Here is a 25,427-nt window from a genome sequence, read left to right as displayed (position 1 = left end):
CTTCTATTCTGACCAGCGACAAATTCAGAGGCATACGATGGGTATTAAGTCCTGGAAGTTTGGTTGTTGTAGCCAGTAACTCGGACCAGGAAGAAGCTCGAGATGAAATCGAAGTGGATTACAACGGTCCAGAGATTGATGTTGGTTTTAACGTAAACTACTTGCTGGATGTGCTTAACAATCTCAAGGCTGAGACGGTTCAATTCACTTTGCAGGATGGCAACAGCAGCGCGCTGGTGACCAACCCCGGCAAAGACGATTTCAAGTACGTCGTGATGCCCATGCGCATTTGAACCGAACACACACAATAAAACCCTATGACTTCAGACATGCAAGAAGGCGGCGCTTTGCCCGCCCAACCCACTGGTGGTGACTATGGCGAAGGCGCCATTCAGATCCTTGAAGGCCTGGAGGCCGTGCGCAAACGGCCCGGCATGTACATCGGCGACACATCCGATGGCACTGGCCTGCACCATTTGGTGTTTGAAGTTGTAGACAACTCCATCGATGAGGCCTTGGCTGGCCATTGCGATGACATTGTGGTGACCATACACGCCGACAACTCCATCAGCGTCACCGACAACGGGCGGGGCATTCCCACCGGGGTCAAGATGGACGACAAGCACGAACCCAAACGCTCGGCCTCTGAAATTGCGCTCACTGAACTGCACGCGGGTGGCAAATTTAACCAGAACAGCTACAAGGTATCGGGCGGTTTGCATGGCGTGGGCGTGAGCTGTGTGAACGCTTTGTCGGTTTGGCTGCGCCTGACAGTACGCCGCGAGGGCAAGGTTCACCAAATTGAATTTGCCCGGGGTGTGGTGCAAAACCGCATCATTGAGGTGGTCGATGGGGTGGAAGTGTCGCCCATGAAGGTGTTGGGCCCCACTGACAAGCGGGGCACCGAAGTGCACTTTTTGCCCGACACCGACATTTTTCAGCAAAACAGCGACTTCCATTACGAAATACTGGCCAAACGCCTGCGCGAGCTAAGCTTTTTGAACAATGGCGTGCGCATTCGCTTAAAAGACGAGCGCACCGGCAAAGAAGACGACTTCGCCGGCAGCGGCGGCGTGATGGGCTTTGTACAGTTTATCAATGCCAACAAAAAGGTGCTTCACCCCAATGCCTTTTACGCTGCTGGCGAGCGCCCGGCCGAAACCTACGGCGGTAGTCCCGGCACCAGCATTGGCGTTGAAGTGGCCATGCAGTGGAATGATGGGTTTAACGAATCGGTGCTGTGTTTTACCAACAACATTCCACAACGCGATGGCGGCACCCACCTCACCGGCTTGCGCGCGGCCATGACCCGCGTGATTGGCAAATACATTGAAACCAATGAAATTGCCAAAAAGCAAAAAGTGGAGGTGAGCGGTGATGACATGCGCGAAGGCCTGTGCTGTGTGTTGTCGGTGAAGGTGCCCGAACCAAAATTTTCGAGCCAAACCAAAGACAAACTGGTGTCGAGCGAAGTGCGCGCCCCAGTGGAAGACATTGTGGTGAAAGCGCTCACCGAGTTTTTGGAAGAGCGCCCCAACGACGCAAAAATTATTTGTGGAAAAATTGTAGAAGCAGCGCGTGCGCGCGAAGCAGCCCGTAAGGCCCGAGAGATGACCCGCCGCAAAGGCGTGCTCGACGGCGTGGGATTGCCTGGCAAGTTGGCAGACTGCCAAGAACGAGACCCCGCCAAATGCGAACTGTACATTGTGGAGGGCGACTCGGCGGGTGGCTCGGCCAAGCAAGGCCGTGACAGAAAATTCCAGGCCATTTTGCCACTGCGCGGCAAGGTGCTCAACGTCGAAAAAGCGCGGTTCGACAAGCTGCTGACTTCTGAGCAAATCACCACGCTGATCACTGCCTTGGGCACCAGCATTGGCAAAGACGATTTCAACCTCGACAAGCTGCGTTACCACCGCATCATCATCATGACCGACGCGGACGTGGACGGCGCTCACATTCGCACCCTGTTGCTGACCCTGCTTTATCGCCAAATGCCCGAGTTGGTCGAAAAAGGCCATGTGTACATTGCTCAGCCGCCCTTGTACAAGGTGAAGCATGGCAAAGAAGAGCGTTACCTAAAAGATGACCAAGAGGAAGCCCAGTACATGATGGGCATTGCGCTTGAAAAAGCCGCCCTGGTGCCCGGCACTGGCAAAGATGCAATCACCGGTGAGGCCTTGGAAGAATTGGCCCGCCAGTTTGTGACCGTGGAAGCGGTGGTGCGGCGCCTAAGCCGAATCATCGACCCCGATGTGCTCAACGCCATTGTGGAAGGTGTAGAACTCGACCTGGACAACGAGGCCGCAGCCAAAGAAACCGCCGCCAAGTTGCAGGCTGTGCTCGACCCCACGGTGTTGAGTGTGTTTGCCCAATTTGATGAACAAAGCGACAAACACCGCGTGTTGATACACCGCCGCCACCATGGCAATGTGCGGGTGACCACCATCGATCCCGATTTTGTGCACGGTGCCGATTACCCCTTGTTGGCCCATGCTGCCAAAACCTTCAAAGGCCTGATTGGCGAGGGCGCTGAAATGCAGCGCGGCGAAGGCGAAAAGCAGAAGGTACAAGCGGTGCAAAGCTTCCGCGAAGCCATGCAATGGCTGCGCGAGCAGGCCGAGCGCTCGGTGAGCAAGCAGCGTTACAAAGGCCTGGGTGAAATGAACCCTGAACAGCTTTGGGAAACCACCATGGATCCCAATGTGCGCCGCCTGCTGCGCGTGCAAATTGAAGACGCCATTGCAGCCGACCAAATTTTTACCACGCTGATGGGTGATGAAGTGGAGCCTCGCCGCGCATTTATTGAAAGCAATGCGCTGAAGGCGAGCAATATTGATGTGTGAGTCTTACTTTTTCTTCAAATTCCAAGTCACCACCATCCGCGCCAAGATTTGACCGTTGGGGTCGTGCACATCGACCTCCACGGGGAAGTTGATCTTCCCGTGTTGACGAAGTGCTTGCTTCAGCTGTGCAATGGGGGCCGCCACCTTGGCGCTGGCCAGCACAGGGCCAGCAGATTGCCCCAGCACCTGAAATTCCACTTGGGCGGCCACCGGGCGCACACCCAAAATAACCGACGCAAATCCTCCGGCCATGGCGCCACCCGAACAGGTTTCTGCCAGGGTAAACAAAGCGCCTGCCGCCAACTGGCCTTGGTCGTCCAATAAATCGGCGCGGTGGTCCATGCTGTAGGTGGCTTGCCCATGGCCCATGGTTTTCAAGCGCACGCCGCATGCTTTGGCAAAGGGCACTTTGCCGTCCATTTGCATTTTGACCAAGGGGCGCATCAGAGCGTTCAACATGGCATCTAACATCACGCTCCCTCCTGGGCCAATACAAATTCAATTGCAAGCTCGGCCAATGGCTCGTTGTTTTGGTTGTGTATCACGGTCAGGGTGCTGGCGGTGTTATTGGCCAGGTCGATGGCGTTGATGGTGGTGCTCATCCACACCGGTCCTTTGGCGGGACGTTTGTAAGCGATTTGGCTTTTGAACCCGGCAATGTGTACACCCGCGTGTTGTTTGAGTTCGCTTTGCAGATTGGCTTGGGCGTCTGCCTGAGCCGCGGCAAAAATTGCACCGGCATGCAAAGTGCCGATGTGATTTTTTAAAAAGGGATCAAAGCCCAACAAGGTGTGAGCTTGACCCTCATGTTGGTGCGTACCCAGTTTGGCGAACCTTAAAAAAGGCTGGCTGGCCAGGTGGGCGGCCAGGGTTTGAATGTTCATTCATGGTCTCCATGGGGTTGAGCAAAACGCGTGTGCACGGTGTTCAGAAAGCGCAGCACGGTGTCTATTTCTTCGGCGGTAAAGCCTGCTTGCAGTTGCTTGTTCAGTTTGGTGAGCAAAGGCTTGGCTTGGGCCAGTTTTTGTTCGCCGGTGGGGGTAAGCCGCAAGTGGGCCACCCGCGCATCTTCTTCAGAGGGCACACGTTCCAGCAAGCCGCTGTTTTGCATGCGTTGAACCAAACCGGTCATCGCCGAGCTATTCAAACCCAAGGTTGCCCCCAAGGTTTGCATGGATGCCCTGGGTTGTTTGGCCAAAGCAAACAACAGGCTGATTTGCGCCACGGGCACGCCGATGAGTTGCTCGGCCTGGTTGTCTACATGGCGGTGCAGCGCGGCGCGTGCCCGGTTGAGCATGAAAAAAAGTCTGCGATCCATCTAAGCCTCTTTATTATTACGCATACGTAATATATAAAAGCTCCGACACTGCTGTCAATTAATACGTATGTGTATTAATAAAAAGTTTTTATGCAATGGGTCGAACACTGCGATAGATGCTTTGGCGTTTGCGATGGCTGAACACCAACTGCCACAGTTGGCCCTTGCGTGCGCGAAAATACCCCGCGCAACTCAAGAGGTAATAGGTCCACATCCGGTAAAAACGCTCGTCATAGCCAGCGGCTTTTAGCTGTGGCCAGGCGGCTTTGAAGTTGTTGTGCCAGGCCATGAGGGTTCGGTCATAGTCGCGACCAAAGTTGTGCCAGTCTTCAAGCACCAGTTTGCCCTCGGTGTGCAGCATGACTTCGCTGGGTGATGGAATTTTGCCGTTGGGGAAAATGTATTTGTCAATCCATGGATCGGTGGCGTCGGTTTTGTCAAAGCCGCCGATGGTGTGCAATAAAAAAAGTCCTTCGGGGTGCAGCAACCGCGTCACTGAGTCAAAGTATTCCCCATAGTTTTTGAGGCCCACGTGCTCAAACATGCCCACCGATACAATTTTGTCGAACCGACCAGTCAGCTCACGGTAGTCCATCATTTCAATGGCCACGGGCAGGCCTTTGCAGCGTATGCGTGCCAGTGCCTGCTGCTCGGCCGATACCGTGATGCCAAGCACCTGCACGCCACAGTGTGTGGCGGCATACCAGGCCAAGCCGCCCCAACCACAACCAATGTCCAGTAGTTTTTGCCCGGGCTGAAGCTCAAGCTTCTGGCAAATCATTTTGAGCTTGTGCAATTGGGCGTCGGCCAGGGTGTTGGCGTGCTGCCAATGCCCGCAAGAGTAGATCATCAGGGGATCAAGCATGGCTTCGAATAACTCGTTGCCAGTGTCGTAGTGGTGCTCGCCCACCTGAAAGGCCCGCATGGGCGATTGCAGATTGAAGACCTTGTCACGCACGGCGAGCATGAGCCACTGCATTTTGGTCCAGGCTTTGGTGTGGTCATCCAGGTCGATGGCCATGAGCCTGTGCATCAGTTCGTCCAGCTGCTCGCAGCTCCACCAGCCCTCCATGTACGCTTCGCCCAGACCCAGGGTGCCTCGCGTGAGCACGGCGCTGTACAGCCGATCGTCGTGCACCTGCATGTCGTGGGGCTGCGACCCGTTGAGGTTGACACCGGCTTGTTCAAGAAGCCGGGCGATGGGCTTTGGGGCCAAACTCGCCGATGAGTGGTTTTGCATGGTGCAACCCTCCCCTTAAGGCTGTCGAAATTTGGTCAGCGGAATACCTGTAGTTTTACCAAGAAAGCCGCTGATCGACAAATTGGGCTGCCGCCAGGGTTTATTTACCCCAGTACACCGCCTTGTCAGTGCCTGCTTTGGCGGTGACGGGCTTGGCAATGTCGCCCTTCCAGTCGTTGGCCAAATAGCAAAATGTTTTGGCAGCCAGTTGTAGCGCCAAAGTGGGAATCGACACCAAGAACATCAAATTGCCGATGTTGGTGTAGCTGATGCGGACATTGCTGCCACCCACCGCTTGCACTGTGCTCAGGGAGCCGCCAGTGGACGCAGCCAGAGCAGGAAAAGCAAAGCCGAAAATGGCTGTGACTGCCGCGCCACCAAAAAAACGGCCAAGGGAGGCGCACATGGTTCTGGACGCCACGCTTTGGGTGCAAAAACGTTGCAGCGAGGAAAACAGATTGTTGAACAATCGTGAGGCCTGCGCGTTGCTCGACAACACCACGCTGTTGTTGAACACCCGGCAGGCTTCCGAGGCCCGCAACAAGGTGCGGGTCACAATACCGTACTGGTGGAGGTTGGCCATCATGTAGGCCGAGTCGAGCCGCTGCTCAGCAGGTTGAGCCTTTTTGCGGGCCAAGGCGGCTTTGGCCGCTGGGGTGTCGCCGGACCAGTCTTTCAATTTTTTGGCCCACCGTGCGCCATCACTTCCACCAAACTTTTCAAGAAGGGCGGCGGGTAATCCAATGAGCAGCCCTTTGTGCAGCAGATTGCCAAAAAGACTGGTCTCGACCATCTTACGAACATCGGTATTGGACTTGACCTGTGGGTTGTCGATTTCGGTGTGGTTGACCAGCCGGCACAGGGCGCGAAAATGCTTTTCACGGGTTTCAACCTGGCGGTTGTGGCGCCGAAGCTCCAAGGGGCTGGGTGACTCTGGCAGGGTGGGCAAATCTTCGCTGAGGTAATCGCCGATGGCTGTGGTAAGCGCTTTCATTTGCGCTTCTTGGGTGGCTGCGCCTTGCACGGCATCGATCAGGTTTTGCAACAGCCTGGGGGTGCCATCTTCATTGATGAATTCAGCGCCAATCTTGACTCGAGCCCCTGAGCCAATCATGGCTTTGGACACCATGCTTTTGCCCACCGGGTCGTCGATGACGCTTTTGACCCTGTGCAGCACCTTGTGCAACAGTTCAGAGAGGTCCTTTTCCATGATGGCCTTCTGGCTGTCGTTGATGTTGGGGCGGCTAAGCGTCATTTGGCTGATTGCACCGGTGATGGTGCCGGCCAACCCCATCAAACTGGACACGGAAGAAAAAGACACAAACATGTCGGCCACAAGCTCTGTGATCTTGTTGCCGATACCATCGTTGACCATGCGTTTTTCCAGGCCATTTTTGGACTCGCCAATTAAGTATGTGGTGCCAACGCCAATCAAGCCCAGTGTGCCGGTCATGAGGGCTTTGTTGGCGGTGCCGCTTTCTTTCATGCCCGGGTGCACCGTGTTGCGCAAGGCGGCGGAGGTCATGCCGGTGGGGGCGGCAAATATTTCGCACATGCCATGGAAGACCTTGGAGATGGATCCAAAACGCAAGGCCCATTTGTTTTCTTTGTTTTTGCCTGAATGGTCGGTGGACTGGGTTTCTGAGTGTTTTTTGTACCGGGTGTCGTCTGTGCGGTATTCGCCTTGTAAGTATTCTGGCCGGTAGCGGACCACGTCTTGCCGCATGAGACTGCGCGCCACGCCGTCTGTTTGCCAGACAGATTTGGCGGGCATTTCGCCGCGGTTGTGTTGCTTTTCAAGCATGCGCTGTTCACGCAGAAGTGCCGCAGCCACGTGCTCTGAGGATTCTTGCCAGGCCTTGGCCATGATGCCGGGGCCGCGTGTGGCTGTGAGGAAGTTGTAGGTTTTGGTCCAGAAGGACATGCGCTTGTAATACCCGTTGCCTGCATTGGACATGCGAGCCTTGCGGGCCGTGTAGTCGCGGCTCGCCTGTTCCCACTCAGGCGAGTTGATGCAGCTTGGCGCTTGACTGGAAATATTGAGCGTCACCGTGTCTCCGGGTGTGCACCACGAAGGTGCTAAAAGTGCCTTATTTGCGCATAAACATGGCACAAAATCCGCATCAAACCAAAAGCGGGTCCGAGGGTATCACTCTTTAGGTGTCACTTTATTCATTAAAGTTTGACAAAATTCGGGTTTTCCCGAGCATGTTGTGCACTGCAACAGTGCGATGTGTGGCGTGGGTGTTTTGCTACACCCAAGCGCAGTTAGACGTGGAATACCACCCGGGCATGTTGCGCTGCGGTAGCATTTGAAGCGATTGATTTAAATGCAATTTGTTGAACATGACCAAGCAAATGTTGAATACGGCGCTCGCGGTGGCTGCCGCTTTGGTGTTGGGTGCTTGCAGTTCCTTAAGCTCTGCGCCAGCACCAGCGCCTCAACCCCAAGCAGAGCAAGCCGCTGCGCCTCCCAAAGTGCGCGAGCCCGTGGTGGCCTTGGTGCTGGGCGGGGGTGGCGTCAAAGGTTTTGCCCATGTGGGTGTGATCAAAGTGCTGGAAGCCCAGGGCATTCGCCCCAGCATTGTGGTGGGCACCAGCGCGGGCAGTTTTGTGGGGGCGTTGTATGCCAGCGGCATGAATGCATATGGCTTGCAGCGCGTGGCTTTGGGCATGCAAGAGGCCGATATTCGCGACCTTACCTTGAGCAGCCAGGGTTTTTTGGTGGGTGAAAAACTGCAACAGTTTGTAAACACCCAGGTGAAGAACAAGGCCATCCAAGATTTCCCCATTCGTTTTGCCGCCGTGGCCACCGACCTTGAAAGCGGCGAAAAAGTGGCCTTCAACTTTGGCAATGCCGGTCAGGCGGTGCGCGCCTCTTGCAGTATTCCAAATGTGTTTTTGCCCACCCGCATTGGCAAGCGTCAGTATGTGGATGGGGGCTTGGTAAGCCCGGTGCCCGTGATGACGGCCCGCGACATGGGCGCCGATGTGGTCATTGCGGTGGATATTTCTGCCAGGCCCAAACAGGGGGCCGGTGCCCTGGGTTGGTGGGGCTTGCTGGACCAAAGCATCAATATTCTTAGCCAGCAGGCCATTCGAGCCGAGTTGGCCCAGGCTGATGTGGTAATTCAACCCAGCGTACAACACGCCGATGCTTTAAACCTGGACCAACGGCATGAGTTTTTGCTGGAAGGCGAGAAGGTGGCCCACCAGGCCCTGGGGCGAATTAAAGAGGCAATTTCGGGCAGCAAGCAGCGTTTGATTGCCCAGGCGCAAGCCGAGGCCCGTTTGTAACCGCACATCGTGATTCGTCGTACAATAAAAAACATGACGAAAGAAAACACCGATGGGGCCACCCCACCTTTTATCCTGATTGTAGAAGACCACCCCATGATCTCCATCATGTTGGCCGACATGGTGGAGCAGCTTTTGCTGGAGAGTGAGGTGATGGTGTGCGACAGCCTGGCAAAAGCCCAGGTGTGTGGACGCCAGCCCGACCTGCTGATTGCAGACCTCGATCTGCCCGACTCCAAGGGTGTGGATTCCATCGATGCTTTTGGTCAATTGTTTCCCAATGCGGCCAAATTGATTTGCTCCGGTGTGCTGGATGCAGCGCTGATGCAACAGGCTCAAGCCGCAGGCTTTGCATTCGTGAACAAGGCTTCCAGCTATCCAGAGTTACTCCATGTTTTGCAAAGCTGCCTCATTGAAGCAGGTGTGCTCAGCCCCCCCGCCCCGCTGAATGAACGGAATGGCAACGAATACCATTCCAACATTTACGCCCCGGGTTCGGACAAACCTCTGACCTGGAAACAAGTGGACATCATGCGCAAAACCGCTGAGGGCATGTCGGCCAAAGAGGTGGCACGTGCGTTGGACATCAGCCCAGACACGGTGCGTGGCCACATCAAAGAAATCTTTCTCCGCTTGGGGGCCAAAAACAAAGGCCAGGCGGTGGAAATCTTCATTCGAGCCGAGCGCAAGGCCCGCCTGCTTGACCGCTAAAACCATCTTTGGGGGAAGTGCATGTTCAACTGCTTTTTGAAGCGTGGTTTGGCTTTGTGCGCCACTTTGATGGTGACAATGCCCGCATGGGCCAACCCTTTGGCTGGTGTAAGCAACACCGATGCAGTGGCAGCGTTGCGCACCACGTTGGCGCAAGGTGCCGATGTGGCGGTGGCCAGCCTGGGCAGGCCCGACGGCTTTTTGGGCAACCCGGCGGCGCGTATTCGCCTGCCAGCCAGCCTTGAGAACAGCAAGGGCATGTTGAACATGTTGGGCATGGGCAAACAGCTCGACGAGCTGGAAGTGTCGATGAACCGTGCGGCCGAGGCGGCTGTGCCCCAGGCCAAAGCCTTGCTGAAAAAAACGATCCAAAACATGTCGGTGACCGACGCGCGCCAAGTGCTTACTGGGGGCGACACCGCAGTGACCGATTTTTTCCGAACCAAAACCCAGGCGGATTTGTATAAGCAGTTGCTGCCCATCGTGAAAGCAAAAACAGGCCAGGTGGGTTTGGCGCAACAATACAATCAGCTCGCTGCCAAGGGCAGCAAGTTGGGCTTGGTCAAGCCCGAGGATGCAAATCTGGAGGGGCATGTGACCAACAAGGCCCTGGATGCCCTGTATTTGTTGGTGGCGGAAGAGGAAAAATCCATTCGAGCCAACCCCATGCAAGCAGGCAGCGCAATTTTGAAGAAGGTATTTGGAGGCATGAAGCAATGAGCCGTTTTTCGTCCCACTGGCCCACCCTGGGCATGGTGTTGCTGACCTTGGGTGCTTTAGGCCTGGGTGCTTGTTCAGAACACCATGGCCACCATCACGAGGGTGAGCACCATACGCACGCCGATGAAGCCCAACCCGTGACAGCGGCACCCAATGGCGCTCCTGCTCAGGTGCAAGATGGGGTGTCTGTGAGCGGCGCATGGGTGCGGGCCACCGTGGGTGAGCAAGACGCCACGGGCGCCTATTTCACCTTGAATTCCGAGCAGGCGTTGACCTTGGTGGGGGTGGCCAGCCCCGCCGCCGAAGTGGCTGAGGTGCATGAAATGCGCATGGATGGCGACATCATGCGCATGAGAAAGGCCGACCGTTTGGACATTAAGCCCGGCGAGGCTTTGGAACTGAAGCCGGGTGGCTACCACGTGATGCTGATGGTGTTAAATGGCCCCATAGAACCAGGGCAAGAGATAGAGCTTAGCCTGCAGTTCGAAAAACCCGACGGCAGCACCCTGGAAATGCCTGTGAAGGCGGTGGCTGGAGCCACCGCCGCAGATGCTGGCCACGGCAGTGGCCAACACCATTCACACTAAACCAACAACATTAAAACACCAGCTTTAACCCAAGCAACGCTGAGCGCCCCGGCAGCGGGGTGTAGCCGCGCACCGTGTTCAGCGTGGTGGCCGAGAATGCCAACTCATCGGTGATGTTTTGCAAACTGGCAAACACTTCACCCCCGACTTGCGAGAATTTCAAAGCCTTGGCCACGGTGAAATTCAGCAAGTTGTAACCATTGACACTGGGGTCGCCGGGCGAGGCTTTGCTGTCGTCCACCCAAATGTATTCAGGGGTTAAGGACCACCCGGCCATGGCGTATTCGCTGCTCAGTACCACGCGCTGTGGGCTGATTCTGGGCAGATTGCCGCCCCCATCTGTTCGCTTGCCCCTGACCAGGTCGTATTGCGCGCGCGGTTTAAACTGCCCCTTCCCCAAGGCGTATTGGGTTGAATAGGCCAGTTCAAGACCTGTGAACTCGGCGGGCACAGCGGTGAAGTCAAACACGGGCACTGTGAACGGGTTGCCTTCGCCATCCACGCCGCTGAAAGTTGAATTGGCGCCGCTGCGCTGGATCAGCGCAATGTAGTTGCTGTAGCGGCTTGCAAATGCGGTGGCGCTGAATTTGGCCAAGGCCACTTCCCAAGTGCTGGTGAGTTCCAGGTGGCGGCCGCGTTCCTCGCGTAAATTTGGGTTGCCCTTCTCGTAAGCGTCGGTGGCCACGTGTACACCGTCAGCATACAGTTCGAAGCCAGACGGCGCGCGCTCAACCCGGGAAATGGATCCACCCAGAGACCAACCGCTACCGATGGGAGTGGTGTAACCCATCGAGAGCGAGGTGGGCGCAAAGCTGCGGTTGATGGCTGGGCCGCCTGTGACCCCCCCGCCTGCGACAGGGCCGACCAGGGGCGATACGCCGCTGCTGGCGGCGTTCACATCGACTTGGTCTGCGCGAATGCCCACTTCAAACGTGCCACTGGTTTGAGGGTTTTTGCTGGCGCGTACAATGGTGAATACACCGGTTTGGTCGGTGGCGGTGCTGGGCACAAAGGCTTCGTCGCCCACCGCGGAAAAATCAATGCGTTCAAATTGCAGGCCGGTGGTGGTGCTGATGTTGAAGCCACCCAGGACAAAGGCCTGAAGGTCCAGCTCGAGACGACCATCCACCCCATCGTTGATGAACAGGGTGGCGGGATTGCCGTCTTCAAATTCGCGGTGCTGGTAGTCGGTTTTCGCCAAACGGTAGCGCACTTTGCTGAAGGCCGCCGTGTTGAAGCTCTGCTCGCCTTCCAGGGCATAGCGTTCTTGTTCCATGCCAATTCGCACATCGGTTGATTTGGGCACGCCGTAGTTGCTGTTGTATCGCTCGGCCAACACACCCACATAGCCTTGGCGTGTGCTCACAGAAGCTGCCACCGATGCACCATCGGATTTTGAGGAGGAGTTTCTAACTCGTTCGCCCCGCACCCCGTCTGGATCAGTGAAGGGGGGCACCTCGAGATCGCGCGTGGTGCGTTTGAAACCGCCCAGATGCAAGCTGACGCCCTGCCCCAAGCCAGCGTCCATCTTGAAGCCCCCGGCGGTTTGGTCGGCTGCACCACCCACCAGGGCGTTAAATTCGCTTTGTATGCCTTGCACAGGCGTGCGAGCGATGCGTTGGTCGACCAGGTTAATTGCGCCGCCCACCGCGTTGCCGCCGTAGGCCAAGGCGGCTGGGCCACGAAGAATTTCTACTTGGGTGAGCGAGAAGGGGTCGACTGGCAACGCATGGTCGAAGCTGAGGGCCGACACATCCACCGATGCTGCCGAGTTGCGCAAAATTTTGATGCGGTCTGCATCTTGACCACGAACAATGGGACGGCTCGCGTTGGGCCCAAAACCTGTGGCGCTGGTGCCAGGCTGATTGCGCAGAGCCTCGCCAACGGTAGTGGCGCCAGAGCCCAGCAGGGTGTCGGATTCGACCACCGCGAAGGGTTTGGCCACATCCCCTGTACTGGTCTGCCCAGTAACCACCACCGATTCAAGAATGCCTTGGGCTGTTGCACTCTGGGGAGCCAGCGCGAGCGCCAGCGATACAAATTGGATGGCTGCCAACGACACGGCGCCACGTTTAAACGGAGTAGACATCACGATTTTCCTGAAAACAAAAACGACACGCCCGCTGCTCACATTGGGGTGACAGCGGGTGATTGACTAAACAAATTCGAGATCAGGACAAGCGGGGTGGGTCGCGAACGCGGGTGCGCGCCAACAGGGCGCAATGGGGGTTTGGGTTGCCCAAAGCGGCTTTTAATCGAAGCGCTGGGCTGGGCATGGGGGGTTGAACAGCCGGAGCCGATGACAGCAAAGACTGCGCACCGGTGAGCCCATCCACCAACAAACACAAGTGAAGTGTGTCTGAGTGGTGATGGTGGTGCCCAAGCTCCGCTTGTTTAAGGGGTTCGCGATGCTCCAAGGCGTGCACATGCCCGGCCCCCTGCACCATGGGCAGGGCCCATGCAAGGCATATTGCAAGCAGCAAGCGATAAACAAGGAGGGGCTTTGGCATGGCTAGATTGTACACACCCTGTCAAGTCCCTTTTATGGCGCGTCGGTGGCCTTTTGTTTGAGGGCGGCCAGCCTTTGGTCTTTGGTTTGCCACAAACCCGCAACCCAGGCTTTGAAGGCTTGCTTGAAGTCGGGGTTGTTGCGGTAGTCGCCTGCAATCATCTCTTGGGGAATGGGCAGCAGGTGCACCTCAATTTGCATGCCGGTTTGCTGGCCGCACAGCCAGGACCATGTGGTGTTGCCTTTCACAGCTTGGTAAGCAATGGTGACATCCACCAAGGCTTCAAACTGTTCGCCCATGGCGTTTAAAGAAGCCGATAACCCCCCAAACTTGGGTGGCAACAGGTGCTGGTAAGGCGATTTGTAGCGTGCGTGCTTGCTGGGGGTAAAGCGGGTGCCTTCCAGAAAGTTGATCACGGTGACTGGGCTTTCTTTGTAGACCGCGCAGGCTTTGCGGGTGGTCTCAAGGTCTTGCTCGGCCAGTGCCGGGTTGCGGGCAATGGCTTTTTGGCTGTGGCGTTTCATGAATGGAAAATCCATGGCCCAGCACACCACGCCCACAATGGGCACCCAAATGAGTTCTTTTTTAAGGAAGAACCGGCCAAACGGCGCATGGCCATGCAGCGCGTTGAACAGCACCAGAATGTCGGCCCACGCGGCGTGGTTGCTGACCACCAAATAACTGCTGTGGGGCTGAAAATCGCCGTGTATGCGTAGCTCCCCCTGCACGCCGTGCATCAATGCATAAATGCCCTGGTTGCTGCCCACCCACCAGGTGGCGATGCGCACGCATGCGTTGGATGCCCACCGCTGCACGCGGTAGATGGGCACCAAACGCAAGGCAATAAAAGGCAGCATGACCACAAACCAGAAGGTGATGCACACCGTCATGGCGCAAACCGTGAGCACGCCCACCAAGGGTTTGGGCAAAAATTTAGACAAAGGCACGGGGTTGCATCCTGCGAATCAACAGCCCGGATATTACCCCACAATGCTGCACTGCATCTTGAATAAGCCTTCAGCTTGTGCAGACGGCCTGCCCCAGGGGGCAGGCGCCTTTAAATGGCTAGGGCAGCGTGGGGGTGATGCGGTTGGCATTGTTGCTCACCTCAAATGTGGCTGACAACTGCTCGCTGCCACCACGCTCGGTGATGGTGCTCACGGTCCAGTACTCGCAGGAGGTTTTGTTTTCGCTGACCCGCAACACGCTGTAGCCACGGTCTGTGACGTTGACATGTTTGATGTGCGGGCTAGACGCCCGAATGGCCTGAATGATCTGATTGGGCACATCCAGCCCGGGCGAGGTCACCGAGGTCACCACAAATTCCACGGCCACGCTGCCCTGCCCGGTAACCGGGTTGTAGCCACCAGCTGCATCGATGGGCTGGTTGGGGTTGTCGGTGATGTCGGCCACCCAGGCCGAATGCACGTCACCGGTTAATATGACCGCATTGTTGATGGCCGGCCCACCATCGCTGCCGCGCAGGGCGTTGATGATGCGCTGACGCTCGGCACCGTAGCCATCCCAGGCGTCGCCATTCAATCCCGAGGGGGCCAACAGGTCATTCACCGGACCTGGGGCGGGGTTGTTCAAGCCTGGCTTGATGATCCACTGGTGAAACACCACTTGGTTGCCAATCAGTTTCCATTGGGCTTGGGAGTTGCGCATGCCATTGATCAAGAAATCAAACTGCTCTTGGCCGATCATGGTGCGGTTGGGGTCAGAAGCGGCACCTTCCAGCGGGTTCACAGGGGTTGCGGCTTCGACATCGCGGTCGTACAGGCGGGTATCGAGCATGAACAGGTCGGCCATGTCCCCAAACTGAACGCGGCGGAAAATTTTTGCGCGGTTCCCTGGTTCGGGTAGACGTATGGGCATCCACTCATCATAGGCTTGTTGGGCTATGGCTTTGCGCTCGGCCCACACACCTTCGTCGCCCTCGGTGTGGTTTTCTGCGCCGTCTCGGTAAGAGTTGTTGGTGGACTCGTGATCGTCCCAAATCGTGATGAAGGGAAAACGGGCGTGCAGGTTCTGCAAGTCTTCATCGCGCTTGTACTGGGCATGTCGGCCACGATAGTCCGCAAGCGTAATAATTTCGGTGGCTGGTTCGTATTCGCGCACACCACCGTACTGGCCGGTGGCGTACTCGTAAATGTAGTCGCCCAGGTGAATGATGGCGTCCAAGTCGTCGCGCTGCGCCAGCTTGCCGTAGGCGTTGAAAAATCCGTGCGCCAGGCTGGAGCAACTGACCACACCAAAGTTTAGCGCGCGTTTGCTGCCCGCAGCGGGTGTGGTTCGGGTGCGGCCCACGCGGCTGGTGTTGCCCTTGCTTCTGAATTGGTAAAAATAAACCGTATCGGCCTGCAGGCCATCGCAGATGACCTTGACGGTAAAGTCTTGCGCCTTGCTGGTTTGGAAATTGACCGACTTTACAAAATCAGTGAGCGCTTCGTCTTTGAACACATCCACGCGGCCAGTCAGTGTGCCATCGTTGGTTTGCGGCGTAACGCGCGTCCAAAGCACCACGCTGTCAAAGGCGGGGTCGCCACTGGCCACGCCGTGTAAAAACTGCACATCGCGGGGCGGTGTTTCTTCGCTGGGGTTGGTGCGTGGGTTGTTGCTTGGGGTGGCGTTGTCGCTTCCACAGGCGGTCATTACACTCAATGAGCCCATGGTGGCACCACCAAACCCCAAACCTTTGAGGAATGTGCGGCGGGTCAGGCCTGGGCGTTTTAAAATTCGGCTGCGTTTGCGTCTTGGTCCAGACATGGGTAAACCTCAGGGGGAAAAATTGAAACAACCCCTGTGATACCCCTGGACGGCGTGAATTGGTTCTGAAGAATTTCTCAGTGTGACAAGGCATCAAATTGTCACACTGAGTAATCCGTGGCGCTTTCAATCGAAAGCGGCGCGGTGTGCACGGCATCAGGTTTTGAAGTAAGAAATCGCTGTTTGAAGATCTTCCGACATGCTCTCGACCCGGCGGGATTGTCCTTCCAGTTGCGAGCTGGCTTGCTTGAGCTGTTCGGACAAACTGGAAATGTCGCTGACCCGGGTAGAGATGTCGTGGCTGGCGGCCTCTTGTTCGCGGGTGGAATTGGCCACAGCCAGGGCGTACTGCACCGATTGTTCAAAATGCTGAACAATTTCCTGCAAGCCGCTCATCAATTTTTCGGCGTACTCCATGTTCTCGCCCATTTGCGCACCGGCTTGTTCAACAGAGTCATTGGACCGCGCAGAGTAAGTACATATTTCGGCAATCAGGGTGCGAATTTCGTCAGTGGCGGTGGCCGTGTTCTGTGCCAGTGTGCGAACCTCGTCGGCCACCACTGCAAATCCCCGCCCTTGCTCGCCAGCCCGGGCGGCCTCAATTGCGGCGTTGAGGGCGAGCAAGTTGGTTTGCTGGGCAATGCCCTGGATCACTGACACAATGCCGTTGATTTTGTCGGAGCGCTCCACCAGACCCGCGATTTCTTGGGTGGTGGTGCGCATTTGGGCGGCCATGGTGTCCATTTTGCCTTGGAGGGTTTGCATCAGGGCCATGCCATTTCGGGCCGTTTCGGCTGAAAGCTTGGCCTGCATTTCGGTTTTGTGGGCGTAGTCCGAAATGGATTTGGCGCTGGCGCTCATTTCTTCCACGCTGACCGCGGTGGCGTTGGAACTGTCGGCTTGGCGCTCCGCAGAACTCGACAAACCTGTGGCCACATCCACCAAATCGCTGGAGGCGGTTTTAAACGTGGCACAAGCCTGGCTAACCTGAGCAATGATGTCGCGCAGTTTGCTTTGCAGGTGTTGCATGCCCTCCATGAGCGAGCCTGCCTCACTGCGCGGCACGGTTACGCTTAAATTGCCATTGGCCATGGTGCCTACCACTTGCATGGCAGTGGCGGGCTCGCCCCCAATTTGCCGGCGAAGTGAGGTGGCCACCATGCCCACCGACAAGCCGCACACCACCACGATGAACACGCAGGCAATGCCAATGGTCACCAATGCTTCGGTGAAGGCTTCGTCGCTTTCGGCCACGGCTTTGTCCACCGCCGATTGCACGCTGGCGCTTAGTGATGCCAAGGTGTTGTCCAGTCGCTCTTCGATGGGGTCGGCTTGTGACAGCAACACCAGCGTGGCGGCTTGAATTTCGCCCATTTCAGAGTTGGCCACCACTTTTTTGTAGGCGGGCTCCAGGGCGGCCAGGTCTTGGTTGATGCTTTGGAGCAGACCGGCTTTTTCAGTTTCCTGATGCTTTTGCGCCATGGCGGTGCCAAGCAACTGCACCTCGGTCATCAATTGTTCCATGCGGGTTTTGGCAAGATCGAAGCGGGCTTGCTCGTCGGCCAGCACCACATTCCTTGCCTCCCGGGCCAGCAGTGCAGATTTGCCGGTAAGGGCCGACACTTCAGACAACAGGCTAACCTGTGTTTCACTGTTGCGCTGTGCACTTTGATTAAGCAGATGCATTTCCAGCGCCGAGAAGCCGCTGAGCGCCAGCAAGGCCAAGATGGGGATGGCCATGACGATGCCGAGCCGCGTGGTGAGGCTGGTGTCCATCACCCGAGTGATCAAGGAATGGTTCATGTCATTTCCTTTAAGTCGAGTTATGGCAAGGCTTGCACGTTCACGCCAATGGTGAGCGTGCCGATGGCTTTGCCACCATCCATCACGGGCACCGATACCTGGGATACCACGGCGCCAGAGCTTTCGTCTTTCTTGGCGCGGGCAACGTAGTCAGCGCCCTTGCCTTCGGCGTAGGCATTCACAAATTTGGGTTCGTCACCCTGCCAGTAGTCGGAGGTGATCGCGCTGATGGCCACGTTGGCGCCCTGGTTGTCGGTAAGGATGCTTTCTACAAAATACGGCTTGCTTTTTTCTGCTGCCAACAGCGCTTGTGAAATGGGGCTGGCCAGCATGGCTTGCGCCTCTGGAATGTTGCCACCGGCGCCAATCCAACGGCCATCAATGGCTTTGATGCTCTCTAGCGTGAGGTTTTTTGCGTTTTGTGCCTTAACAGCAGCCACCACGTCGGGTTTGGCTGCAATCGCTTTGATTTCTGGCACCACGTCTTTGGCGTTGCCAGCGGCATTGGCCAAGGCAGCGCTGCCGATCAAGAGGGCTGCCAGTGCGGGTTTAAACATCAATTGGGCTTTGAACATGGGTTGGCTCCTTGGGGAATCGCCTGTTTTGGTGACGGGTTTTTTTAGCGTAGTGAATGGCTCAAGGCTTTGATCGTTGGATTAGCGGCAGGAATGGGGGCCTTTAATGGGCGATTGCAGGGGCAAAATACTAGGGTAAACCCTTGCATCTGGACAGGGCTTGATGGAACAGTTGCCAAAGCGCGCACGCTGGCGCAATGTTATGGCTGGTGAAATGAGCGTTAAAAACCAAAAAAAGGGGAAATAATGAAAAAGTTTGCTTTGGCTGCGTCTGCAGCACTGGTGCTTGCAGGTTGCGCTGCAGGTGGAATGTTTGGCCCAGCCCCCAAGGATGGCGAACTGGCCATGCCCACGGATTACCGCTCCTGGCCCGTGTTTTTGGCCGGCATTGAAAAGCCGACTGGGCACATTCGCGACATTTACATTAACCCGACTGGCGCTGCTGCCAACAAAGGCGATGCGTTTGCCAACGGCACCGTCAGCGTGATGGAAATTTACAAAGCTGAAAAAACTGGCGACAAAATGACCAAAAAAGCGCTTGAAAAGGTGTTTGTAATGTACAAAGGCAACAACTGGGGCAGCACTGCGCCAGAGGGCCTTAAAACTGGTGATTGGGTGTACGCTGCTTTTGAAGCCAACGGTCAACCCGCTAAAGTGGACTACGCCACCTGCCGTGGTTGCCACCTGCCTTTGGCCAAAGACGACTACATCTTCCACTACGACAAATACTTTGACACCCGCAAAGCCGCCAAATTGGACGGCGTGCACGCTGGCAAGGTCGCCATGTCGGTGGAAGACGCGCACCTGGCCGCTTTGGCAACCCGCTAAAACGTCTTTTAAAGCGTTTTCCAAAAAGCCGCGCTCTGTTTCAAAGCGCGGCTTTTTTACGCCTGTTGTGCAGGCTATGATGGCGACACCACAATGACAACCCTGCAACACAGCGGGGAAGCAAGGAGACAGTTCGCCATGGCCACGCCAACAACACGCCTTTTTGAAGGCAAAACCATCTTTATCACTGGGGGATCTCGAGGCATCGGCCTGGCCATTGCCACCAAGCTGGCCAGCCAGGGTGCCAACATTGTGATTGCGGCCAAAACCGTGGAGCCCAACCCCAAATTGCCGGGCACGTTGTACACCGCCGCCAGCGAGATTGAAGCTGCGGGTGGGCGTTGTTTGCCCCTGCAGGTGGATATTCGCGACGAGGTGGCATTGCAGGCCGCGGTGGACCAAGCCGCACAGCACTTTGGCGGCATTGATGCACTGGTCAACAACGCCAGTGCAATCAATTTGACACCCACCGAGCTCACCCCCATGAAGCGTTTTGACTTGATGTTTGGGGTGAATGTGCGTGGCACTTTTGCCAGCACTCAAGCCTGCTTGCCCCACCTGAAAAAATCGGCCAAAGCAGGCAAAAATCCTCATGTGCTGAATTTGTCCCCACCCTTGAATTTGAACCCCGCCTGGTTTGCGCCTCACGTGGCCTACACCATGGCCAAATACGGCATGAGCATGTGCGTGCTGGGGCATGCCCGGGAATTCAAACCGTTCGGCATTGCCGTCAATGCCCTGTGGCCTCAAACCGCCATTTACACCGCGGCCATGCAAATGATCCCCGGTGTATTGCCCGAGCATTGCCGCAAGCCAGACATCATGGCCGATGCGGCCAGCTTGATTCTTTCTCGCCCCGTGGGGCCTGCCGAGCACACCGGGCAGTTTTTAATCGACGAGCATGTGCTGAGGCAGCATGGCGTTGACGACTTTTCCAACTACGCCACTGTGCCGGGAAGCGCCAATATTCAACGTGATTTTTTCTTGGACTAAGCCAAGGTGCGCCTGATTACATCCGTGCGCCTTTGGGTCGCGCTGCTGGCCATGCTTGGCATGGCGCTGGGTGGTTTGCTGTATTTGGCCAATTCGCGCCCCGATATTCAGCCCCATACCCATGCAACGCTGACAACAGCGAGCAAGGCCAGTGTTCGCAGTCTTTTTTTGGGCACGTCCACGTTGGTGTGGACCGATGGAAAAACCACCTGGTTGGTTGACGGGTTTTTATCGCGCCAGCCCCTGTGGAATGTGGCCTTTACACCTTTGGACGTGGATGAAGCCTTGGTGGACGCCACATTGCAGCATGCGCTGGACCAGTTGAACATGCCTCACCGAGTGGCGGGCATTGTGGTGGCCCATTCGCACTATGACCATGCCATGGATGCCCCCTACATTGCCAAGCGCTATGGTGGGCAGGTGCATGGGTCAGAGTCCACCTGGCAAATTGCCTTGGGACAAGATTTGCCGCCCACTCAAATGGAGGTGGTACACAATGCAGGGGTGGCCAGGCTTGGGGACTTTGAGGTAAAAATTCGTCAAACACGCCACGCCCCCACGGGATTTACCGGGGGGTTGAACCACCAACCTTTGCGCTTGCCTGCCCATGCTCTGCGTTTTAAAGAGGGCTTGAGCTACAGTTTTGTGGTGCATCACAAGTCGCAGGGCGACGAACCCATCGCCTTGGTTCAGCCTAGCGCTGGGTTTTTGCCTGGCGAAAATCGTGATCTAAAAGTGCCTGTGGTGTTCTTGGGCGTGGGGGGGTTGGGTCGCTTGGGCCAGGATTACATTGAATCATATTGGCAAGAGATGGTCACTCAAACGGGGGCCAGGCGCGTTTATCTGATTCACTGGGATGACTTTACCAAGCCCGTTTTTAGCCAAGGTCAGCCTGCGCCCCTGGTGCCCATGCCAGCCTTGATGGACGATATGTCGGCTGCCTTGCCTGTGTTGCAAGGGCTGGCGCTGCGCGATGGGGTGCAACTTGAGGTGCACCAAGCTTGGGAAACGATTACATTTAACTGAATCAGCACGCGGTGCCCCGTACATGTCCAAATCTGTTGAAGCCAATGAAATGAAATACCGGCGATCTTTCGCTGGATTGTTTCATGGCGAGATCACGGCGTGGATGGTGCTGGCCGTGTCGGTGCTGATCACCATCCTTGGATGGTATTTGGCCTCGCAGGCCGTGGAGCGCAGAGCTCAAGAACGCTTCGGCTATGAGGTTCGCGAGGCCACCATTCGAATTCAAACCCGAATGCTGGAGTACGAACAAGCCTTGCGCGGCGGTGTGGCTTTAATCAACGCCAACCCCAAATTTGACCGACAGGCTTGGGTGACCTACGTGAGCAGTCTTGAACTGCAGTCCTTTTTGCCTGGCATGCAAGCCTACGGATTTGCGCGTCGGGTGGATCCTGCGGGTTTGGCTGCCCACGAACAGTCCCTGCGGGATCAGGGGTTTGTCAGTTATTCGGTCACTCCGCCCGGTAGCAGGCCGGTGTACTTCCCCATCGAAATGATCGAACCATTTGATGCGCGCAACCAGCGCGCCTTCGGATACGACATGTATTCGGAGGCGGTGCGCAAAGCGGCCATGGACCAAGCCATGGACACCGGGCACACGGTGTTGTCTGGCCTGGTGCAACTGCGGCAAGAGGGTTCATCAGACGCGCAACGCGGTTTCTTGATGTATTTGCCCGTGTATGCCTCCAATCAGCAGGTCCTCACAGAGGCCCAGCGTCGCAGGGCAATCATCGGCTTTGTGTACAGCCCGTTTCGGGCCAAAGACCTGATGCAAAACGTGTTGGGCCGAGAAAATATTCCATTGAATTTTGAGTTATACGATGACCAGGGTATGCAGGAAAGCAGCCTGGTTTATCGGTCGACCGAGGCGCCCCTCACGACACGCAAAGGCTCGGCCACAGCCCTTCGCAGCCAGCAAACCGTGGTACCTGTGGAGTTGCCTGGGCGTGTGTGGACAGCCAAATTCCAAGGCACAGAGGCTTTTGATCGCGAGGTGCAAAGCGCCACGCCCCAGATGATCTTGCTGGCCGGTGGGGTGATTGATGTGGTTTTGTTCCTCATCATCGGCAGCATGGCGCGGCAACGCAGGGAGCTGGCGCAGCGCAACGTGGCATTGCAGGCCAGCCACGGGCGCTACACCAGCCTTGTAGAGGCTTTGCAGGGTCAGTTTGCGTTTTACAGCCTTGGCCCGGGTGGGCACCTGACCTACATGAGCCCCTCCTTGCCGCGCATGTTGGGCCTGCCCGACCTGGCGGTTGGCGATAACCTCACCATGTTGGCCAACGCGGTGTATCCCGGGCAAAACTTTCCCAAGGCTTTGAGCCACGCCCTGATGCACAAAACCATCAGTAGCTATGAGCTGCAGCATGATCAGCGGGGCAAAAGCAGCCCGGTGACCGTGGAGGGCTTCAACAGCCCCGTGTTATCGGACCATGACGTGTTGCTTTCAGTGGAGGGTGTGGTGCAGGACATCACTGCTCGCCGCGCCAGCGAAATGGAGTTGGAGAGCTACAAGCGAGACTTACAAAAGCTGGTCGACGAACGAACCCATGAACTGCAAGAGGCCAATGAACGCCTTCAATTTGGCGAAAAGCGCATGTTGGCCATGCTGGAGTTGGCGCAATTGCCGCCAGACGCCGATCGCGAGGTTTTGCTGCGTTCAGCTTTCCGGCAATTGATACGGCTACTGGGGGCGCAGAAATACTTTTTGATTGAACTGGATGCCCAGTGGAATTGGGTGACCCAGTGGACCTACAGCGCCGACACCGCCAAACTGGCATGCCAGGCGTTGAACAACACGCGTGTTGGGGTGGACGACGAGCGCTATCAACTAACTGCCTTGGCCATAAACCGTGAGACCTTAAGCCGAAACCAGCCGCAACACCATGTGCTGGGCCACGACGAACCCTTGTTTGCCCAGTGCAAGAATTTGTTGGTGTTGCCTGCAGCCTCCCAAAGCGAGGGGCAGTACATTTTGGGCCTGGCCGACAAAACCAATGCTTTTGACGAGCATGATGTGTTGGAAGCCCGGCTGTTTTTGCAAGACCTGATTCAATTGCTGCAAAGGCAGGCCGCCGCCTACGCCCTGCGGCAGGCCACTGAGCAGGCCATTCGCGCCAGCCAGGCCAAGAGCCTGTTTTTGGCCAACATGAGCCATGAAATACGCACACCGCTCAATGCCATTATTGGCTTAAACAGCCTGCTGCAAAGTGAAACGCTGAGTGACACGGCCAGCCACTATGTCGAAGAAATCAGCAACGCATCGTCCCATTTGTTGGCCATGCTGGAAGACATTCTGAGTTTTTCCAGAATTGAGTCGGGCGCCGTGGTGGCAGAAAACATCGAGTTCGATTTGCGCGAAGCGGCCCGAAACACCCTGTCTCAGTTTGAACAGCGCGCCAGGGCCAAAGGCCTGAGGCTGACCCTGAACGTCGACAGCATGGTGCCCCAACGTGTTTGCGGCGACCCCACCCGATACAAGCAGATTCTGGCCAATCTGTTGAGCAATGCGGTGAAGTTCTCGGAGCGTGGCAGCGTGGATGTGTTTTTGGAATTGCAGACCCAAGACGACGAGCAAGCCGTGTTGCGCACCCGCGTAAAAGACCAGGGCGTGGGCATGAACCCGTTGGACTTCGAAAGGCTGACCGAACCTTTTGAGCAGGCCGACAACACCACCACCAGGCAGTTTGGCGGCACTGGCCTAGGCCTGGCCATATGCAAGCGCTTGACCGATTTGCTCGGTGGGCAGCTTGGTGTTGATTCCCAACCTGGTTTGGGTAGCGAGTTCACATTCACTGTGGTGGTCAAACCCGTGTTTGCCAGTGCGCCACCGCCTGCTCCGCCGAACCTCGATTCTCATGGCATGGCCGGCAGACGGGTCTTGGTGGTCGAGGACAACCCTTTGAACCAGCAAGTGGTGTGCGCCTTGTTAAAGCGCATGGAACTGCAAGTGGTGGTGGTTGAAAACGGCGAGCAGGCCGTGGCCAAGGTCCAGGAAGACCCCCATATTGATTTGGTGTTGATGGACGTGAACATGCCGGTGATGAATGGGCTTGACGCCACCCGTGCCATTCGCCAACTGCCTTTGCCTTGCCGCAACCTGCCGATCGTAGCGTTGACCGCCTGTGCGTTGAAAGAGGATGAAGAAGCCTGCATGGCCAGCGGCATGGACGACTTTTTGACCAAGCCGGTGAATGTGCCCATGCTAAAGGCCACCCTCGAGAAGTATTTAGCGGTGACGCACTGAAAACACCCACATGCCAAGCAGCATGGCCGCGGTGAACAGCAGGGCCTCGCCCAGCAAAGCGCTGCTGGCCACCAACGCGGGCCCAGGGCAAAAACCACCCAAACCCCAGCCCGCACCAAACAACACCGCACCCACCAACAAAGGCCGGTCAATGCTGCTGGTGCCCGGCCATTGCATGGCTTGGCCAAGAAGGCCTGTTTGCCTGCGCTTGGCCAGCCAAAACCCCGGCAGGGCAACAGCAATGGCACCGGCCATGACCAACATCAGCGAGGGGTCCCATGGTTTGCTCAAATCCAAAAAACCAATGACTTTGGCCGGGTTGCTCATGCCCGACACAATCAGGCCCAAGCCGAACAACACACCGGCCAAACCGCTGGCCAAAGCCACAGGCCATGATCTTGAAGACATGCTTTTGCTCATACCGAACCCTCCAGATGGGCCCCAATCAGCGTGGCCACCGCAAAACCCACAGCCATGAACACAGCCACCGCAGCAAGCGACCGGGGCGACAAACGCGACAAACCACACACCCCATGCCCGCTGGTGCAGCCAGAACCCAGGCGCGTGCCGTAGCCCACCAGCAAACCCGCCACCACCAACAGCACTGGGCCGCGGGGGCTGCTCATGCTGAGCGTGCCGCCCAACGCGGTGTATAGCCAAGGCGCCAGCAGAAGACCCAGTACAAAGCAGGCCCGCCAGGCCGCGTCGCCTTGCATGGGCTTGAGCAGACCGCCCACAATGCCGCTGATGCCAGCGATGCGCCCGGCTGCAAACATCAGCCAAAGGGCCGAAAAGCCAATGAGTGCCCCGCCCAACAGGGCTTGCCAGGGCGTAAACAGGTTCCAGTCAATGCTTGGCATAGACGCCTCTATATATGATTAAACGCTCATATATTATCACTGGGCCCCTTCAATTCACCAGCCACAGGGCGGGTTAAAATGAGCCCTTCCCCTTGTTTTGTGC

Annotated in this window: 22 protein-coding genes and 1 pseudogene; 10 read left to right on the top strand and 13 right to left on the bottom strand. The window is 56.7% G+C overall.

Annotated features, from left to right (window positions below; translation table 11 throughout):
- A pseudogene (locus ACEQU8_RS07485) lies at positions 1-293 on the top strand (DNA polymerase III subunit beta); the annotation flags it as partial.
- A 24-nt stretch (positions 294-317) separates the two neighbouring features.
- A complete protein-coding gene (gene gyrB, locus ACEQU8_RS07480; protein ID WP_370262662.1) occupies positions 318-2,843 on the top strand; it encodes a DNA topoisomerase (ATP-hydrolyzing) subunit B in 2,526 nt (841 codons plus the stop codon).
- A 3-nt stretch (positions 2,844-2,846) separates the two neighbouring features.
- On the opposite strand, the gene ACEQU8_RS07475 is transcribed toward gyrB, so the two are convergent.
- The 5 genes from ACEQU8_RS07475 to ACEQU8_RS07455 all read right to left on the bottom strand — a co-directional run bounded on the left by ACEQU8_RS07475 (position 2,847) and on the right by ACEQU8_RS07455 (position 7,451).
- On the bottom strand, positions 2,847-3,314 hold the full coding sequence (locus ACEQU8_RS07475) for a PaaI family thioesterase (RefSeq protein WP_370262660.1): 468 nt from the start codon (positions 3,312-3,314) through the stop codon (positions 2,847-2,849).
- Entirely contained in the window at positions 3,314-3,727 is a 414-nt protein-coding gene (locus tag ACEQU8_RS07470; RefSeq protein ID WP_370262658.1) for a DUF4442 domain-containing protein, read from the bottom strand. The genes ACEQU8_RS07475 and ACEQU8_RS07470 overlap by 1 nt, the downstream gene beginning before the upstream one ends.
- On the bottom strand, positions 3,724-4,161 hold the full coding sequence (locus ACEQU8_RS07465) for a MarR family winged helix-turn-helix transcriptional regulator (protein WP_370262656.1): 438 nt from the start codon (positions 4,159-4,161) through the stop codon (positions 3,724-3,726). Before ACEQU8_RS07465 ends, ACEQU8_RS07470 begins: the two co-directional genes overlap by 4 nt.
- Positions 4,162-4,249: 88 nt before the next feature.
- Positions 4,250-5,401 (bottom strand): cyclopropane fatty acyl phospholipid synthase, encoded by a 1,152-nt coding sequence (gene cfa / locus ACEQU8_RS07460; protein WP_370262654.1) that lies wholly within the window; start codon positions 5,399-5,401, stop codon positions 4,250-4,252.
- A gap of 100 nt (positions 5,402-5,501) precedes the next feature.
- A complete protein-coding gene (locus ACEQU8_RS07455) occupies positions 5,502-7,451 on the bottom strand; it encodes a hypothetical protein (protein WP_370262652.1) in 1,950 nt (649 codons plus the stop codon).
- A gap of 296 nt (positions 7,452-7,747) precedes the next feature.
- On the opposite strand from ACEQU8_RS07455, the gene ACEQU8_RS07450 reads away from it, so the two are divergent.
- The 4 genes from ACEQU8_RS07450 to ACEQU8_RS07435 are packed head-to-tail and all read left to right on the top strand — an operon-like array spanning position 7,748 to position 10,716.
- On the top strand, positions 7,748-8,698 hold the full coding sequence (locus ACEQU8_RS07450) for a patatin-like phospholipase family protein (protein ID WP_370262650.1): 951 nt from the start codon (positions 7,748-7,750) through the stop codon (positions 8,696-8,698).
- A gap of 33 nt (positions 8,699-8,731) precedes the next feature.
- Positions 8,732-9,409: a response regulator transcription factor gene (locus ACEQU8_RS07445; RefSeq protein WP_370262649.1), complete on the top strand. Its 678-nt coding sequence runs from the start codon at positions 8,732-8,734 to the stop codon at positions 9,407-9,409.
- 21 nt (positions 9,410-9,430) lie between these two features.
- Positions 9,431-10,129, top strand: coding sequence for a DUF4197 domain-containing protein (locus tag ACEQU8_RS07440; RefSeq protein WP_370262648.1), 699 nt, complete (start codon positions 9,431-9,433; stop codon positions 10,127-10,129).
- Positions 10,126-10,716: a copper chaperone PCu(A)C gene (locus tag ACEQU8_RS07435; RefSeq protein WP_370262647.1), complete on the top strand. Its 591-nt coding sequence runs from the start codon at positions 10,126-10,128 to the stop codon at positions 10,714-10,716. Before ACEQU8_RS07440 ends, ACEQU8_RS07435 begins: the two co-directional genes overlap by 4 nt.
- A 10-nt stretch (positions 10,717-10,726) precedes the next feature.
- Here ACEQU8_RS07435 and ACEQU8_RS07430 read toward each other — a convergent pair whose 3' ends face one another.
- The 6 genes from ACEQU8_RS07430 to ACEQU8_RS07405 all read right to left on the bottom strand — a co-directional run bounded on the left by ACEQU8_RS07430 (position 10,727) and on the right by ACEQU8_RS07405 (position 18,373).
- Positions 10,727-12,805 carry a TonB-dependent receptor gene (locus ACEQU8_RS07430; RefSeq protein WP_370262644.1) on the bottom strand — a complete coding sequence of 693 codons (2,079 nt, stop codon included), beginning with the start codon at positions 12,803-12,805 and terminating at the stop codon, positions 10,727-10,729.
- Positions 12,806-12,887: 82 nt separating this feature from the next.
- Positions 12,888-13,226, bottom strand: coding sequence for a hypothetical protein (locus ACEQU8_RS07425; protein WP_370262642.1), 339 nt, complete (start codon positions 13,224-13,226; stop codon positions 12,888-12,890).
- A gap of 32 nt (positions 13,227-13,258) precedes the next feature.
- On the bottom strand, positions 13,259-14,173 hold the full coding sequence (locus ACEQU8_RS07420) for an acetyltransferase (protein WP_370262640.1): 915 nt from the start codon (positions 14,171-14,173) through the stop codon (positions 13,259-13,261).
- Positions 14,174-14,291: 118 nt separating this feature from the next.
- The gene (locus tag ACEQU8_RS07415) at positions 14,292-15,995 is read right to left on the bottom strand and encodes an alkaline phosphatase (RefSeq protein WP_370262639.1); all 1,704 of its coding nucleotides are present in this window, start codon (positions 15,993-15,995) and stop codon (positions 14,292-14,294) included.
- Positions 15,996-16,151: 156 nt separating this feature from the next.
- On the bottom strand, positions 16,152-17,798 hold the full coding sequence (locus ACEQU8_RS07410) for a methyl-accepting chemotaxis protein (protein WP_370262637.1): 1,647 nt from the start codon (positions 17,796-17,798) through the stop codon (positions 16,152-16,154).
- 20 nt (positions 17,799-17,818) lie between these two features.
- Positions 17,819-18,373, bottom strand: coding sequence for a hypothetical protein (locus ACEQU8_RS07405; RefSeq protein ID WP_370262636.1), 555 nt, complete (start codon positions 18,371-18,373; stop codon positions 17,819-17,821).
- Positions 18,374-18,619: 246 nt separating this feature from the next.
- Here ACEQU8_RS07405 and ACEQU8_RS07400 point away from each other — a divergent pair, with 246 nt between their 5' ends.
- The 4 genes from ACEQU8_RS07400 (at position 18,620) to ACEQU8_RS07385 (ending at position 24,464) form a co-directional block, all read left to right on the top strand.
- Entirely contained in the window at positions 18,620-19,201 is a 582-nt protein-coding gene (locus ACEQU8_RS07400) for a cytochrome P460 family protein (protein WP_370262635.1), read from the top strand.
- A gap of 138 nt (positions 19,202-19,339) precedes the next feature.
- On the top strand, positions 19,340-20,194 hold the full coding sequence (locus ACEQU8_RS07395; RefSeq protein ID WP_370262633.1) for an SDR family oxidoreductase: 855 nt from the start codon (positions 19,340-19,342) through the stop codon (positions 20,192-20,194).
- A 24-nt stretch (positions 20,195-20,218) separates the two neighbouring features.
- Positions 20,219-21,220, top strand: a complete 1,002-nt coding sequence (locus tag ACEQU8_RS07390) for an MBL fold metallo-hydrolase (RefSeq protein ID WP_372521236.1) — start codon at positions 20,219-20,221, stop codon at positions 21,218-21,220.
- A gap of 22 nt (positions 21,221-21,242) precedes the next feature.
- Positions 21,243-24,464, top strand: coding sequence for a CHASE domain-containing protein (locus ACEQU8_RS07385; protein ID WP_370262630.1), 3,222 nt, complete (start codon positions 21,243-21,245; stop codon positions 24,462-24,464).
- Here the strand turns inward: ACEQU8_RS07385 and ACEQU8_RS07380 are convergent.
- Entirely contained in the window at positions 24,447-24,884 is a 438-nt protein-coding gene (locus ACEQU8_RS07380; RefSeq protein ID WP_370262629.1) for a DUF6691 family protein, read from the bottom strand. The genes ACEQU8_RS07385 and ACEQU8_RS07380 overlap by 18 nt on opposite strands.
- Positions 24,881-25,324: a YeeE/YedE family protein gene (locus tag ACEQU8_RS07375; RefSeq protein ID WP_370262627.1), complete on the bottom strand. Its 444-nt coding sequence runs from the start codon at positions 25,322-25,324 to the stop codon at positions 24,881-24,883. The genes ACEQU8_RS07380 and ACEQU8_RS07375 overlap by 4 nt, the downstream gene beginning before the upstream one ends.
- Between the last annotated feature and the right edge of the window lie 103 nt (positions 25,325-25,427).

The organism is Limnobacter sp. (genome assembly GCF_964228395.1).
Taxonomy (GTDB): domain Bacteria; phylum Pseudomonadota; class Gammaproteobacteria; order Burkholderiales; family Burkholderiaceae_B; genus Limnobacter.
This window is presented reverse-complemented; position numbering and strand designations above follow the sequence as displayed.